We start from the raw sequence: 15,058 nt of genomic DNA on the forward strand, positions 1-15,058 counted from the left end.
ACCTCTTCTACATCACTTTGCCTGCCAAAGACAATGTAAAAGCAGAAACGGTCGTCAAGAGCCGTTTTTTTTATTGTACACTGTTTTCACTCATTACAACCTATCACGTATATGGCAAAAGTTTCGTATTACACACCCGAAGGACTACAGAAGCTCAAGGACGAGCTGCAATTCCTCCGCACCAAGGGTCGTGCCGATATTGCCCGTCAGATAGCCGAAGCCCGAGACAAAGGCGACCTCTCCGAAAATGCCGAGTATGATGCGGCCAAGGATGCTCAGGGCTTGTTGGAGCTAAAAATTGCCAAACTTGAAGAGCTACTAGGCAACGCCCGACTCATCGACGAGTCGAGTATCGATACTTCTAAAGTTTCTATCCTGACGCAAGTCAAAATCAAAAACCTCAAAACCAAAGCTGTCCAAACCTATACTCTAGTATCAGAGGAAGAGGCTGACCTCAAGCTGGGACGCATTTCTGTGCAGTCACCTATCGGGAAGGGTTTGTTAGGAAAAGCTGTAGGAGAAAAAGTAACAATTCAAGTTCCTGCTGGAGCGTTGGATTTTGAAGTATTGAGCATCGACCGCGCTAACATATAGTGCTGTATGCAATTACCGGGGGCTTGTGTAGCCGTCAAATTTATTTGTATCTTTATGCCCTATCGTGCTATCTCAACCCCCGGAACTTATGGCATCTGTATTTACCAAAATTATCAAAGGCGAGCTACCATCGCATAAAATCGCCGAGAACGAGCATTTTTACGCATTTCTGGATATTGCCCCCATCGTACCCGGGCATATGCTCGTTATTCCTAAGCAGGAAGTAGACTACCTCTTTGACCTCGACAATCAGACCTTGGCCGCCCTACACCTCTACTGTAAGCCCTTGGCGCAAGCCCTGCAAGCGGCCACGGGCTGTGTGCGGGTCAGTACGATTGTGGCAGGGTTTGAAGTGCCACACGCACACATACACCTCATCCCCTCCAACACAATGGACGACCTCAGCTTTGAGCGCAAACAGCCAGCTAGTGCAGAGGCGTTGGCTGCTATGGCTGAGCGTGTTCGCCAATACCTGCCCGACAATATGCGCTAAGCAGGCATCAATTCTATCAGCGGTTTTAGCACAGAAAGCCTGATTTTGACACAAAACGAAGGCTTTCTATTCCACTCATTGCCAGTGTACTACACTTGTCGGGCGAAGTGGTTATTCGCGCTCCAAAATCATTTTTTGGTCGGGAGTTTGGGCATACCCAATCACAAGCTTTTGGGGGCTTAATTCATAAATCCGAATAAGGCGTTCTTGAGCCAGATTATTGATACGGATATTGTTGCCCTGTAACTGCCAATTGCCTGTAAACAAATTTTGCCCTTCGCCCAACACCACAACACCATTGGCTTGGAAGTTGAAAAACGGGAGTTTTTGGCGAAGTGCTTTTTGCTCTTGGGGGCTGAGGTTGTAGTAATCGTGGTCAAACGTTTGGCGCGAGCTTGCGTTCATCGAAGCACGCACCTGCTCCAAAGAAAGTATCCACTTCCCAGCTAGTTGTGTGGGAGTATAGTTTTGTTGTTGAGCCCAAAGGGAGCTGTGTGTTACGAACAACAGCAGCATTGCCCCGAGCTGTCCCAAGAGGAGAGCTGATTTTTTCATAAAGCTAAAAGTGTTTGGCGTTTTGAGGCTGCCAAACTAGCCAAAGCCCCTGACAATTGAAAGCAGGCCAGCCGAATTTTCTGTTTAGGCTCGCTCAACCGGCCTGCCAATATATTTGGTCTTGCTGTTGTCGCAGCCAGCCCTCTTCAGCCCCTTGGTGTAGGAGGCGCTGTAGCTTCTCCTCGGTCAGCCCCAGCAAAGGCCTCAAAAGCTGAACCTGCAGGCCAGATACTGTTTTGGAGGTCGATTTTTCGGGCTGGACAAGCGCTTGTAGGAGCTGCTTCAGGATAGCATCCGGAGGTTGGTTAGCGTTTTTGAACAGCATGGTTTCCGTTCGGCTGACGTGCTGGCAGAGCTGTTGTAGCCATTGCATTCGGGCCAAGGGTTGGCTATCGAAAAGCTGCTTGGCCAACCCAAAGGGGACAGCCATTACTTCTACATCGCCCAAGGCCGTAGCCGTAAGGCCATAACGTTGGCTTTGGAGGGCTTCTAGCCCTATGGGCAGTTGTGTGTCAGACATCCCCAGCCACACGCTCCGTCCGGCTTTATGGGTAAATAACGCTACTTGTCCCCTGCTGACCCAGTAGATATGGTCGGCTTCTGCCCCTTCGTGGCAGATGACTCCTCCCATACTAAAGGTCATCCGAAGCTGTGATTTTTGCAATAATGAATTTAATGATGTATTCACGCGCTTGATAGGTGTTATTGAGAAAGGTGTATATCTGGTATAAACGCTACCAATGTGTGAGTTGATGGTAAAATAGTGTTAGATAACCTATGCTTGAGATGATACCATAAAACTACACAGGACTGCATTGCTACGCTATGATATACGTCATCTATTGAAAGAAGTATGCAAGGGTTTTTTGGAGGCCGAAATGCCAAATTAAATAGGGTATTTTTAAAAAAACAAATCTCTACAGCGAATGTTTACACAGGAACATAGGTTGCCAAATATAATGGCATAAGCGTATTTTATGAATATTTTCGGCTCATATTTTTGACTAAAGTTTGTTTTTCAGTTATTTTTGGGCACTATATCCACCATAACAAACGGTATTTATGCAAAGAATCTCAAACATTTGGCGGCATTCGGCCTACTTTTTTCTATTATTAGTTTTGATGGTGGTAGCCTGTCGCCCACAAAAACTCCCACAACCTTTGGAGCTGGGGCGTGATCCACACCTTACCCTAGGCAACCCCAGCCGGGCAACTACGGTTGTCCAACAACCCAACAACTACCTCATCGAGCGCCCGGAATATGCGCTAGCCTATCATCGCGATCGAGGAACGCCCAACTGGGTTTGTTGGCATCTGAGCCGTGCTTGGATAGGGGAAGCCGATCGACAGGATAATTTCCGTATAGATGACAGCCTGCCTGAAGGCTGGTATCGGGTACGCCCAACTGATTACCGCAATAGCGGCTTCGACAGAGGGCATCTATGCCCATCGGCAGACCGTAGCGCCACAGAGGCCGAAAACGCCGCTACTTTTCTGATGACCAATATGGCTCCACAGGCTCCCAATCACAACAGAATCGTCTGGAATGCGCTTGAGCAATATTGCCGCCAGCTAATAGACGAGGGGATGGAGATGTATATCATTGCCGGAGTACACGGCCAAGGTGGAGAGGGCAGCAATGGCAGTGCGCAAGCTCTGGCTGATGGGCAGGTGATAGTGCCAGCTACATTCTGGAAAATCATCGTAGTACTGCCCGAGGGCGAGGACGATTTGCGCCGAATCAACACCGACACCCGAGTAATAGCCGTCAACATACCCAATACACAGGCAGCTAGCCAACAACGCTGGGAAAACTACCGTGTGAGTGTACGCGAACTGGAAGCCTTGACGGGTTACGACTTCTTGAGTAGCCTCCCTAGCCGCCTACAAGACCAGCTCGAAACACGTATTGATCATCTTCCGATACGTTGATGTGTGTTAGGATTTCCTTGATTCTTGGGCGCTTTCAGCGAAGTACATTGGTTTTAATATATAGCCGAACCTCTGTAAAAGCCTCATTCGTTCAAAGAAACAAGCGACATCCAATATCCCCATTGTTCCTCAACACGATGAGCTTAAGCCATCAAAGAAGCCTCTTCTAGCTCTGTTTCCTCAGTAGGAGCGCCGGAACCATCTATGGGGAGTGTTACCAAGGGGGGTAAATCTAGGGGCATATTTTCCCAATCTACCCCTAAGCCTCCTTCTCCATCGTCATTGCTATGGGGTTTGGTTTGGTAGCTTTGGCGCAAAATAAACCAAGTAATAATGGGGAAAAACACCCATTGAAATAGTGTAATCGCAACTAAAAGCATCGCATTCTAAACGGATTTGTAATTGTCCAAAAACACCAACTCAACAACAGAATTCTCAAACAGGATTCTTGACAAACAGGGGGCTTTTAGCCAAAATAAAATTTGGAAAAATCCCCTGCACAGCGGAGTTTATTCTATTCGCATTGCTTTTGTATAAAGCTTGTTAAGTAAGCAAACGGATATTTTAGAGCTACTGTTTAGCCAAAAGCCGAAAAAAAGCCTGTTTTTTCAGACAACTTTAGCGCTTTACACTTCGTTTGTAGGACAGGCGTTGTATTTTTGTGCCTTCTTTTAGAATCGACTACCCCTCTTGCGCTATATAATATATGACCCAACTCACCATTGCCGGAGCCACGCTCAACCAAACCCCTCTCGATTGGGAAAATAACCTACGAAATATTCGCCAAGTATTGGCTGCTGCACGCGCTCGCGGGGTGGAGGTACTTTGTTTGCCGGAGTTGTCTATTACGGCCTACGGCTGTGAAGATTTGTTTTTGGGAGAATGGCTGCCACAAAAAGCATTAGAGGCATTATGGTCGCTATTGCCAGACTGTGAAGGGCTGCTCGTTACCTTGGGGCTGCCTTTGCGCTTTGAAGGCAAGGTATACAACTGTGCCTGCGTGGTGGCCGACGGACAGATTTTGGGTTTCACAGCCAAGCAATTTATGGCCTTAGATGGGGTACATTATGAGCCTCGCTGGTTTACACCTTGGCAGCCCGGCAGAGAGGCCGTCATTCATCTCAAAGGGCAAGATTACCCCTTAGGTGACTTGGTGTATGACTGGAAAGAAGTGCGTATTGGTATTGAGATTTGTGAAGATGCTTGGCACGGAGAAGAACGTCCCGCCATCAGGCACTGCCAAGAACGCGGAGCACAACTGATACTGGGACTCAATGCCAGCCATTTTGCCTTTGGCAAACACCTACAGCGCCTGCAGTTGGTGCGAGATATAGCCCAACGTTTTCGGGTAGCATATATATATACCAACCTATTGGGCAATGAGGCCGGTAGAATGATTTATGATGGCGATATCATTATTGCCCAAGGCGACTATTGGCAACAGAATGATAAAGGTCGCCTCTCGTTTGAACAATGGCGCTTGCAAACAAACAAGCTCAACTTTGGAACTCCTCTGCCACCAGCAAGCCGACCACCGGCTGCGTATACCGTTGAGCAAAAGTATGAAGACTTTACCAAAACCCTGAGTTTGGCGCTGTTCGACTATTTGCGCAAGAGCCGTAGCCGTGGCTTTGCGCTTTCACTTTCGGGTGGGGCAGACTCGGCGGCCTGCGCCGTACTCGTGGCTGAAATGCTGCGCAGGGGGGTGGCCGAACTAGGGTTGGAGCGTTTTGTACACAAATTGGGCGTTTTCTCAGAAGCCCAACAACAGGTTTTGTTGCAACAACCTAAAGAGGCTCCGGCCTTGCTGATGCGCCAGCTCCTAGCCTGTGCTTATCAAGCCGCCGACAACTCCTCAGAGGCTACACTTCACGCAGCACGCACCTTGGCCGAAAGCCTCAACGCCACGTTTTATGACTGGAATATCGGCCAAGAGGTCAATACCTATACCCAAAAAATAGAAACTGCCCTACAGCGCCAACTGACTTGGGAACAGGACGATATCGCGCTGCAAAACATTCAGGCGCGCGCCCGCTCACCAATCATCTGGATGCTGACCAATGTCCATAACTATTTGCTGATGGCTACCTCCAACCGCAGCGAAGGCAGCGTAGGGTATGCTACGATGGATGGTGATACCTCGGGCAGTATCTCGCCCATTGCCGGCATTGATAAGCCCTTTTTGCGGGCTTGGCTGCAGTGGGCAGAGAGCGAGCTGGGTTACAAAGGGCTGGCTCCCGTCAATGCGCTTGTACCTACTGCTGAGCTGCGCCCCCAAGAACAAGCCCAAACGGATGAGGTTGACTTGATGCCATACCCCATCTTGCAAGCCATCGAATACCTAGCCATTAGGCAATACAAATCTCCGGTAGAGGTGTTTGTTGAACTGCGCACGCAAGACCTTGTGCCCGACACACAATTGAAAGACTATATCACTAAGTTTTTCAGACTCTGGAGCCGTAACCAGTGGAAGCGTGAGCGCCTAGCCCCATCTTTTCATTTGGATGAATACAATCTTGACCCACGTAGTTGGTATCGCTTCCCCATCCTTTCTGGTGCCTTCAAAGAAGAACTAGAGGCCTTAGCTAGATACGTGTAGGGTGGAACCTGAGGTATTTGCGGAAGTATACTTATACCCAATCAACATTGGTTTGGAAAATCTGCGCACTGAAAATCCTTGATAATCAAGCAAATCAAATCCTGTAAATCTCCAAGTCTTGTGAATCTGGTATAGAACTGTGGGCTAAGTCTTATTTTGCCTCCAAATGAGGTTTCAGAACCCTCAAACCAAGTATGTCTTGGTATAAAAACTTTGCGGTGGCCTTTCCAAAAGCCCCCATTTCGCCTCAGAATAGGAGGCTTTTGGGTTATTTTGAAGCGCCGAAGGGGAGGAAGTTATCGCTTATTTCAAACAAAATTCGAACGGAAAAAGTTAATTAGTTGTTACAACACAAAAGCATTTTTTGACCATTTATCCCTAATTTTTAATACTATAATGATGACCGATTTCGCCAACACAACAGAGACACTTCTCGAAAATAATTATGCCAAGGTATACCACATTGCCAACAGCAATACGGTGGTGTGTGAGGCCAAGACTGCCTTTATTCCTAAAACTGCTTTTATGGCCTTGTTTGAGGATATAGCCAAGCATGCGGAACGTTTATTTGTTACGAAGTTGATTTTTGATAAGCGCGCCCTCCAAACTTTCGATCAAGCATCAATGACGTGGTATCACGTAACTTGGAAGCCTAAAATGGCTCGGCTAGGGCTGAAAACCTACCGCAAGTTGCTGCCCAACGACAAGGTATTTCAGATGAGTGTAGAAATTGGCCGTAAACGTATTGCCGACGAGCACCCAACCTTCAAGTTTGAAGACTACGATATTCAGTATTGCAATACTATAGAAGAGGCTCTGACCAAGTAAAGATATTTTTCTAAGCACCCCTCTGTTGTTGCGGGGTGTTTTTTTGTTCTTGAATTCGAACATTTTTGCCAGTGTATGGTTGCTTGATTGAAAATTGACAAGCATTTTTACGTTATCACAATACCTTATGCCACATTTGCAACACTACCATCTTGAAGATTTTGAGGGGATGGAGCAGCTTTTCCGCCGCAACCTCATCAATTCCTTGAGCGGGTTTAAGAGCGTTAACCTTATCGGGACAGTCAACCCTGAACAGGTTACCAATTTGGCGATTTTTAGCCAAGTATTTCATATCGGGGCTAGCCCGGCGCTGATGGGCGTATTGGTGCGCCCTGATGTGGTTGCGCGTCATACTTTGGCCAATATTGAGGCAACCGAGGTATTTACAATCAACCACATACCTGTGGCTTATTACCAGCAAGCGCATCAGACCTCGGCGCGCTACGAAGGCTCAGAGTTTGAGGCTACCGGCCTTACTCCGTGGTATTCGGAGCGGCTCAAGGCACCTTATGTGGCCGAATCACAAATTCGTATTGGCTTGCGGCTGGCAGAACGTATCAACTTGGCTATTAATGGCACTGTACTCGTAATAGGAGCGGTGGAAGAAATTTTTGTGCCTTCGGACTGCCTTAGCGCCGACGGTCTCATTCACCCCGATAAAGCCCAGAGCATTACCTGCGCCGGCTTAGATGCGTATTACACCGCCCAACCCCTAGAGCGGCTGAGCTATGCCAAGCCCGGAAAGCCTCCGGTGGCCATTCCTTTTCAGCCCTTATTTCCCGAATAACAGGCTCAGAATTGACTTTGGCACTGAATTGGCAAACGAGTAAGCGTACTAAAGCTACGCCCTCGTTTTTTTTGTTTGAAAAAATAACTATTATTGTCTGCCAATGACCCAAGCACCTTATGAGCGAGCGCAAACGAACTAGAAATTACCTCATTAAGATAGACTTTTACAGCGTCCAAGGAACGCTCACTGCCGCCTTTGTATTGGTGGTGTTAGCCGGTTTTTTTGTAGCGTTATATACCCATCAGGCTTGGCGTGGAGTGATTCAACAAAAAGTGGCTACCGAGTCTGTTATCATTCCTGTCAGGCAATATACCCAAGCACTGCTCTTAGAAATCAAACAGTCACAGGTCAATCTGAGTCAGTATTTGCTACTCAATGAGCCAGACTACAAGAAAAATAACCGCCAACTTTGGCTCGTAACTATCCCTACTTATAAAGACTCACTATACCACTACGTAGCGCAGTCAGAACACGAAGAAACCCGTGTGGCGATGCTCAATATGAACAAGCGCATCAATGAGCTAAAACAGCTAGAGCTAGAGGTAGAGAGTATTTATGAGAATAACATTGACAAGGCTCAGCTGCGCAAGCTCTTACGCTATGACATTGCCAACGCGATGCAGATCATCAACCAAGAGGCCAAAAACCTGATTCGGATTCAAAACGAACGTTTAGATGAAAGTCAAGAAACTTTTCTAACACAAAAAAAACAGATTCAGTATATAGCGCTTTTGTTGGGCTTGGTGGGAATGGCCGTGGCCTATACACTCAGTGCGTTGTTGATACTGCGGGTGTTTCGTAAGATTCGTGTTGTCCGCAAGCTGCTCAAGTCGCTGCGCTTGGGGCATTTGTCAATAGATGTGCCCGAACAGCGCGACGAATACCGAACCTTGCTCTACGAAATAGAAAACCTCAAAGCGGCTATGCTTAGCATTCAAACCTATGCCGAAGCTATCGGCGATGGGCGCTTTGACACCAAGGTGCTCACGATTGATCCTGATAGCGAACTAGGGCGCTCGTTTGCCCAAACCGAAACCAAGCTGCAAAAAGTATATGAAGAAGACCGCCAGCAAAGCTGGATTACGGCGAGCTTGGCCAAATTCTCGGAAGTCTTGCGCAGCAATACAGACAGCATCGAAGAGTTATGCCGTAACCTGATGCAGAACTTAGTCAAACACTTGGACTTGATGCAAGGGGGGCTATTTTTGTTAGAACAAGAGGATGAGCAAAGTCGCCCCTTGGCAGAGCCATACTTCAACTTGGTGGCGGCTTATGCCTATGGCAAAGATCGGTACTTGGAGCGAAAAGTACCTGTTTATGAGGGACTTATAGGGAGGGTATATCAAGAAAAACAACTGGTATATTTGACTACCTTGCCCGAAGATTATATGTTTATTTCTTCGGGATTGGGCAAAACACAACCTAAGGCCTTGTTGATACTGCCACTCGAAAGCGAAGGCCGCATAGAAGGGGTGATAGAGCTGGCCGCAATGAAGCCCTTTGCGTCTTTTGAGATAGACTTCTTGCGCCGCCTCAGCGAAAGTGCTGCCGCAACTATCATTGCTACAATCACTAGTGAGCGCAACAACCGACTCTTGAGTGAGGCTCAACAAATGGCGCAAACCCTGCGCGCACAAGAACGCGAACTGCGCAAGAGCTCTCTAGAAGTGCTCAACACACAAGAGGCTATCGAACGCCAATTGGTAGAAGCCGACTATGAGCGCACGAAGTTCAAGGCGATTCTCGACAGCAGTATCAACCCTATTATCATTTCGGATGAGCGGGGGAGCATCAAGCTCTTCAACAAGGCCGCCGAGCAGATGTTTGGCTATACACAAGCAGAGGTGTTGGATAAAAACATTGCTATCCTGATGCCACTGCCCTATAGCCGAGAGCACGACCTCTATATGAGCCGCTATCTCCAAACACGTGAGGCACACGTAATGGGTAAAGGAAGAGAGGTAGAGGCCCTGACTAAGAACAAACAAAGGGTGAAAGTTATCCTCAATCTGAGTGAGGTACAGCTCGAAAAAGAGCACCTCTTTGCGGCGATGTTACAACCTGTTTGAGATACTCACTGCTAAGCCTAACCTAAATGATGCAATACTATGTCGGCTTATGTTTATGTTATGCCAAAATACTCCTCTATGGGTGGCTTTTGTTGTGCCCTTGGTTGAGTTGGGCACAGACAGAGGCCGCCGAAGAGCGCGTGTATGAGGATATCAAGCTGAGACTGATGTGTAGAGCTACCCAACTGCTGATTAAAGGAACACGCCCCACTGGCGAAGTAGCGGAGTTGCCACACCCCGATTGTCAGAGTATCAGGGCCTTAGAAGCCAGTCTTACCGAGGCGCGTACGCAGCGCTTTGTGGCGCTTTTTAAAGACAAATACTACCGCAGTTATGGCCGTAACAAGCTCCGCCAACGCTTGGACAAACTCATCGATGATATGGTGGCCTATTTGCGTAGCATCGACCGCAATGATGCGGTATGGGTAGAAAGCGTGCGGGTATTGGCCATAGAGCTGCGCACACTCAAAGACGACAGCCTCTACCAAATCACCCAGCCAAACGATAGTATCCAAGCGCAAAATAATATACCCCCCCATTCTCCCGCTCGTAAGCAAGCCCAAAGTTCCAATCCTATGATTGTATACATTATTTTACTCATCTTGGCCGCCTGTGCCGGTTTTCTGGCCTACCAAAACCAACAGCTCCGCAAGCAGTTGGAAGGACTGGAAGCTGATTTTCAGGAAAAGTATAGCCGCCTCGATAACCGCCTCGATACAATGACTCCTATCAAGGAGCATAAAGCCTTGATTCTCAGGGTAAACTATATCAGTGAGCAGATCAATGCCCAACAACAAGAGCTGGATTATTTCTTACAAGGCAATACTCCAGCCCAAAAACCTCAGCCCCCTACCGACTACCCCCAAGAAGAGCAGCTCAAGGCTACCCCTCAAGCCCCTGCACCTCAACCTATCGAAGTGCTAGACCTGCACCCTGAGCGCCAAGTGTATTATGGGGCTCCTCAAGAGGATGTGTTTGATTCCAAAAGGTTTTTGACAGAGCCTGATGCTCTACACTGCTATAAAATCGAAATAGATCTCCAAAATCCAGAGCTGGCTTCTTACACTATCGTAGCAAGACCGGAATACCAACAACAAGTGCTTAACCATCCAGAGGAGTTGCTCTCCCCTTTTTGTGAATATACCCACCAACCAGAGGAGGCGCGTCGTGTGCTAAATCTCGAACCGGGAACTCTCGAAAAACAAGATGGCCACTGGAGGGTTATAAAAAAAATAAAGGTGGCTTTTGAATGATAATTTACGAGTTACGATTTATGGTTTAAACCTTAATTCGTCAATTCTAACAACACCCTACTTCACACATTGTACAGGCAGTCTTGATGATGAAAAACCATACTATTTTTTATTTCCGTTATGTGTTATTAAGTTGCTTTGTATGGGCTACGGCTACATTGCAAGCCCAAGCACCTGAGCAGCTACACGCCGGTGAGTTGCTATTGGCACTCAAAAAAATGAATACCCTTGGTTCGGTACTTTATTGGGCTGCACACCCTGACGATGAAAATACGGCGGCCATTGCATATTTTGCCAATGACCGAAAACTACGAACTGGCTACCTTTCACTTACTCGGGGCGATGGAGGTCAAAACCTTATCGGAGCAGAGCAAGGGGCACTTTTAGGCCTTATCCGTACGCAAGAGTTGTTGCAAGCACGCCGTACTGACCGAGGCGAGCAGTTTTTTACCCGTGCCAATGATTTTGGTTTTTCGAAACACGCTGAAGAGACCTTTGAAAAGTGGGATAGAGAGCAAGTCTTGGCAGATGCGGTATGGGTCATTCGGCAGTTTAGGCCGGATGTGATTATCACACGTTTTCCGCCTAACCGCGAAGCTGGGCACGGCCATCACGAGGCCTCTGCTATTTTGGCTTTAGAAGCTTTTGAGGCAGCAGCTGACCCTACGCGTTTCCCCGAACAACTGGCCTATGTACAACCTTGGCAAGCTAAGCGGGTACTTTGGAATGCGTACTCTCGCCGTCGGGGGCAGTTTACCAACATCCCTCCAGATTCTACGCTCCATACCTATCCTGTAGATCTTGGCCGCTACAGCCCTCTCTTGGGCAAGTCGTATCAAGAGATAGCCGCCGAGAGCCGTAGTATGCACAAAAGCCAAGGCTTTGGTAGTGCCAAAACAAGAGGCGAACGCATAGATCATTTTGTACATATGAAAGGCGATGTAGCGGATGGAGATATGTTTGAAGGTATCGACTTGACTTGGGAGCGCCTGCCCAACAGTCAGGCGATTGCCAATAGCTTGGCTCAAGCAGTCAACGCCTTTGACCCCGAACAGCCTGAGGCTGTATTACCTTTTTTGTTACAGGCCTCTGCTGCGATGGAAACCTACCTTCGGGCGAGCAATGTGCAACCCGAAGCCCAATATTGGATACAGTATAAAAAGCAGGCACTCGAAGACTTGATTTTGCAGTGTGCCGGTTTGTGGTGTGAGGCAAATGCACAGACCTTTGCCGTTAGCAATAAAGACAGCTTGAAGCTGAGCGTAGAGGTATTTCAAGGGAATAATGCCGAGGTAATGGTACAAAGGATTGATTTTGAGGATGCTACAGGGAAAATAATTCCAGAATGGAGCCTGAGTGCTACCCAAACCAAACTCCCGACCTTACGGCAAGGCCAACAATGGAAGCACCTCCATCAAGTGTGGCTAGAACAGTTTCCCATCACACAGCCCTATTGGCTGCGCTCGCCTACAACCAATGGGCTTTTTGATGTCAAGGAACAACAGCTCATTGGCTTGCCCGAAAATCTGCCGCCTTTGACGGCTATTTTTACTCTCCAACTACAAGGCCGAAGTCTGCAAATCCGCCGCCCAATAACGTACAAATGGGTACGCCCTGACGAAGGGGAACTGTATCGCCCGCTCGAAATCACCCCCGAACTAATGGTAAGCCTTGACCATCCCGTTTATGCTTTTGCCAACGAACAAGCCCAACAGATTAACCTTACCCTCAAGTCGGGAAGGGCAAAAGTAAAAGGAATCCTACAACTGGAATTGCCCACAGGCTGGCGCGCTGAGCCTGCCGAATTGCGCTTTGACATCAACGAGAAAGACGTGGAACTGCCTTTGAGTTTTCGGCTATACCCTCCCAGCCGCGCTCAAGAAGGAGGGCTGCGCATTTGGGTAGCGTTGGAAGGCCAAGCCCCAGTTCCGGCGTATGGCTACACTAGCCTAGAATATCGCCATATCCCTACCCAAACCCTGTTTCCGGCTTGCGAAGCCAAGGTACTGCGCCTTGACTTACAAATCGTAGGGCAACAAATAGGCTATATCCAAGGCGCGGGCGACAATATCCCGACCTACCTCCGGCAAGTAGGCTATCAAGTAACAGAGTTACAAGAGGCAGAGCTGAAAGGTGATTTACAACAATATGATGCGATAGTAGTAGGGGTGAGAACTTTTAACATCAGCGGGCGGCGCAACAAATACTATCACCCCAAGTTGTTGGAGTATGTACGGCAGGGGGGGACGCTCTTGATGCAATACCATACGTCTTATGAGATGAAAGTAGATAGTCTGGGGCCTTTCCCCTTTGAAATTAGTCGTGGAGACCGCGTAACAGTAGAGGAGGCACCGGTAGAAATATTACACCCCGAGCACAAGCTAATGAACTACCCCAACAAAATTACATATGCTGATTTTGAGGCTTGGGTGCAAGAAAGAGGGCTGTATTTTGCCAAAACTTGGGACAAACGCTACACCGCATTACTAAGCACCGCCGACCCCAACGAAGAATCACTCTCTGGAGGGCTGCTCTACACCAACTATGGCAAGGGGCAATTTATTTATACCGGCTATGCCTTTTTCCGGCAATTGCCCGCAGGAGTGGGTGGCGCTTACAGGTTATTTGCCAACCTGATAGCACCCCTAGTCAAACCATAGCAGTTAACGCTTCTCTATGAAAACCTTAAAAATCACTACTTCACAAAATGTAGACCTAGAGTACCGCTTGGCCAGTATTGCTGACCGTATACTGGCTTATTTGATAGATATGGCGATTTTGTGGGCATACATTTATGTCTTGATTTATGGGATGTTTGGCTTGATTTACCTGCTGGCTTCTTCAGCAACTGGAGACAATCAGACGATAATGACAGATTTTTATCCTCTAATACTGATTATACTAGTTATCTTGTTGCTTCCTGCCCTACTCTACAATTTTTGGATGGAAACGTTTTTCAACGGGCAGACTATTGGCAAGATGGCTACCAAAATCTATGTAATTTCTCAAGATGGGAATAAGGCAAGGTTGTCGCAATACTTTTTGCGGTGGATTCTAGGATTGGTAGATTTTTCACTCTTCGGTCTAGTAGGGCTGATTACAGCGCTAGTAACTGCCCACCAGCAGCGCGTCGGAGACTTGGTGGCAGGCACTATTGTCATCAAAGGAGTACTGACCCCATTACAGGCACAAACCGTTGACAATTTACTTCAATATGCAGATAAGCAGCCCGCCCCTCTGGAGCCAATCACACCAATACCTACCCAAAACTACATACAGGGCATATACACACACCAACAGGAGCTAAAGTCTTTGAAAGAAGACGAAATACAACTGATAAAACTATTCTTGAGCGAATATAACAGCACCAATACTGCTGGCGTTTCTATGCGGAGGTTGCTCGAAGACCTCAGTAAACGATTTGGCATCCAAGCCCAACCTGGCGAAGAAGGGTTGGTGCTCCAACAGATACTCGATACACACCATGATTTCCAAAGCCACCCGCCAAACCAAAGCACAGTATCTCCAACCTATCAGGAGTACGTACCCAAGTACTATGAGGCAGGTTCTTTGAATACTACTGATGTACAGATGTTGAAGATGCTGCTGAATCAATACAAAGAAACCCGCATCATCAACACTGCAGCATATACACTGCTCAATGACATTGAAAAGCGGTTTGGTATCCAAACTACTCCCGGAGAGGAGTTGCAAACGCTCGAACAACTACTGAATGATTATCAGTATCTACAAAACAGGCATTAGCAGCCCAATGCCCAAGATAAAGTCAGGCTTGCTAAAAGTGCTTAATAGGATGCACGGCCTCTGATATGTGTAGGTGAAAAAAACTGAATTAGTGATAAATATGTTATCATAAAAATATTTATATACACAGAGTTATCTATATTTGTGTGGTAAATTTTACAATATACGATAGAAATAGAG

The 15,058-nt window shown here is 47.5% G+C and carries 13 protein-coding genes; 10 read left to right on the plus strand and 3 right to left on the minus strand.

The window, feature by feature from the left end:
- Positions 1-111: 111 nt before the first annotated feature.
- Together greA and G499_RS0112525 are read left to right on the plus strand one after the other, a co-directional pair.
- Positions 112-594 (plus strand): transcription elongation factor GreA, encoded by a 483-nt coding sequence (greA, locus tag G499_RS0112520; RefSeq protein WP_027000229.1) that lies wholly within the window; start codon positions 112-114, stop codon positions 592-594.
- An 88-nt stretch (positions 595-682) separates the two neighbouring features.
- Positions 683-1,087, plus strand: coding sequence for an HIT family protein (locus tag G499_RS0112525; RefSeq protein WP_027000230.1), 405 nt, complete (start codon positions 683-685; stop codon positions 1,085-1,087).
- Between the two features lie 111 nt (positions 1,088-1,198).
- Here G499_RS0112525 and G499_RS0112530 read toward each other — a convergent pair whose 3' ends face one another.
- Together G499_RS0112530 and G499_RS0112535 are read right to left on the minus strand one after the other, a co-directional pair.
- Positions 1,199-1,642 carry a hypothetical protein gene (locus G499_RS0112530; RefSeq protein ID WP_027000231.1) on the minus strand — a complete coding sequence of 148 codons (444 nt, stop codon included), beginning with the start codon at positions 1,640-1,642 and terminating at the stop codon, positions 1,199-1,201.
- A gap of 94 nt (positions 1,643-1,736) precedes the next feature.
- Positions 1,737-2,330, minus strand: coding sequence for a Crp/Fnr family transcriptional regulator (locus G499_RS0112535; RefSeq protein WP_154658436.1), 594 nt, complete (start codon positions 2,328-2,330; stop codon positions 1,737-1,739).
- Between the two features lie 374 nt (positions 2,331-2,704).
- Between G499_RS0112535 and G499_RS0112540 the strand changes: the two genes are divergently transcribed.
- Entirely contained in the window at positions 2,705-3,574 is an 870-nt protein-coding gene (locus G499_RS0112540) for a DNA/RNA non-specific endonuclease (RefSeq protein ID WP_051296224.1), read from the plus strand.
- A 143-nt stretch (positions 3,575-3,717) separates the two neighbouring features.
- Here the strand turns inward: G499_RS0112540 and G499_RS0112545 are convergent, their stop codons facing one another.
- Entirely contained in the window at positions 3,718-3,954 is a 237-nt protein-coding gene (locus G499_RS0112545; protein WP_027000234.1) for a hypothetical protein, read from the minus strand.
- Between the two features lie 326 nt (positions 3,955-4,280).
- Between G499_RS0112545 and nadE the strand changes: the two genes are divergently transcribed.
- The 7 genes from nadE (at position 4,281) to G499_RS21225 (ending at position 14,878) form a co-directional block, all read left to right on the plus strand.
- Positions 4,281-6,173, plus strand: a complete 1,893-nt coding sequence (gene nadE / locus G499_RS0112550; RefSeq protein ID WP_027000235.1) for an NAD(+) synthase — start codon at positions 4,281-4,283, stop codon at positions 6,171-6,173.
- 396 nt (positions 6,174-6,569) lie between these two features.
- Complete coding sequence (locus G499_RS19920) at positions 6,570-7,001, plus strand: hypothetical protein (RefSeq protein ID WP_051296225.1); 432 nt, start codon at positions 6,570-6,572, stop codon at positions 6,999-7,001.
- A gap of 127 nt (positions 7,002-7,128) precedes the next feature.
- On the plus strand, positions 7,129-7,788 hold the full coding sequence (locus G499_RS19925) for a flavin reductase family protein (protein WP_035727359.1): 660 nt from the start codon (positions 7,129-7,131) through the stop codon (positions 7,786-7,788).
- Between the two features lie 119 nt (positions 7,789-7,907).
- Positions 7,908-9,860 (plus strand): PAS domain S-box protein, encoded by a 1,953-nt coding sequence (locus G499_RS21220; protein ID WP_027000236.1) that lies wholly within the window; start codon positions 7,908-7,910, stop codon positions 9,858-9,860.
- Between the two features lie 26 nt (positions 9,861-9,886).
- Positions 9,887-11,113: a hypothetical protein gene (locus G499_RS0112575; RefSeq protein ID WP_027000237.1), complete on the plus strand. Its 1,227-nt coding sequence runs from the start codon at positions 9,887-9,889 to the stop codon at positions 11,111-11,113.
- 86 nt (positions 11,114-11,199) lie between these two features.
- On the plus strand, positions 11,200-13,773 hold the full coding sequence (locus G499_RS19935) for a PIG-L family deacetylase (RefSeq protein WP_035727361.1): 2,574 nt from the start codon (positions 11,200-11,202) through the stop codon (positions 13,771-13,773).
- A gap of 16 nt (positions 13,774-13,789) precedes the next feature.
- Complete coding sequence (locus G499_RS21225; RefSeq protein ID WP_051296227.1) at positions 13,790-14,878, plus strand: RDD family protein; 1,089 nt, start codon at positions 13,790-13,792, stop codon at positions 14,876-14,878.
- Positions 14,879-15,058: the final 180 nt, after the last annotated feature.

The organism is Eisenibacter elegans DSM 3317, from assembly GCF_000430505.1.
GTDB lineage: Bacteria > Bacteroidota > Bacteroidia > Cytophagales > Microscillaceae > Eisenibacter > Eisenibacter elegans.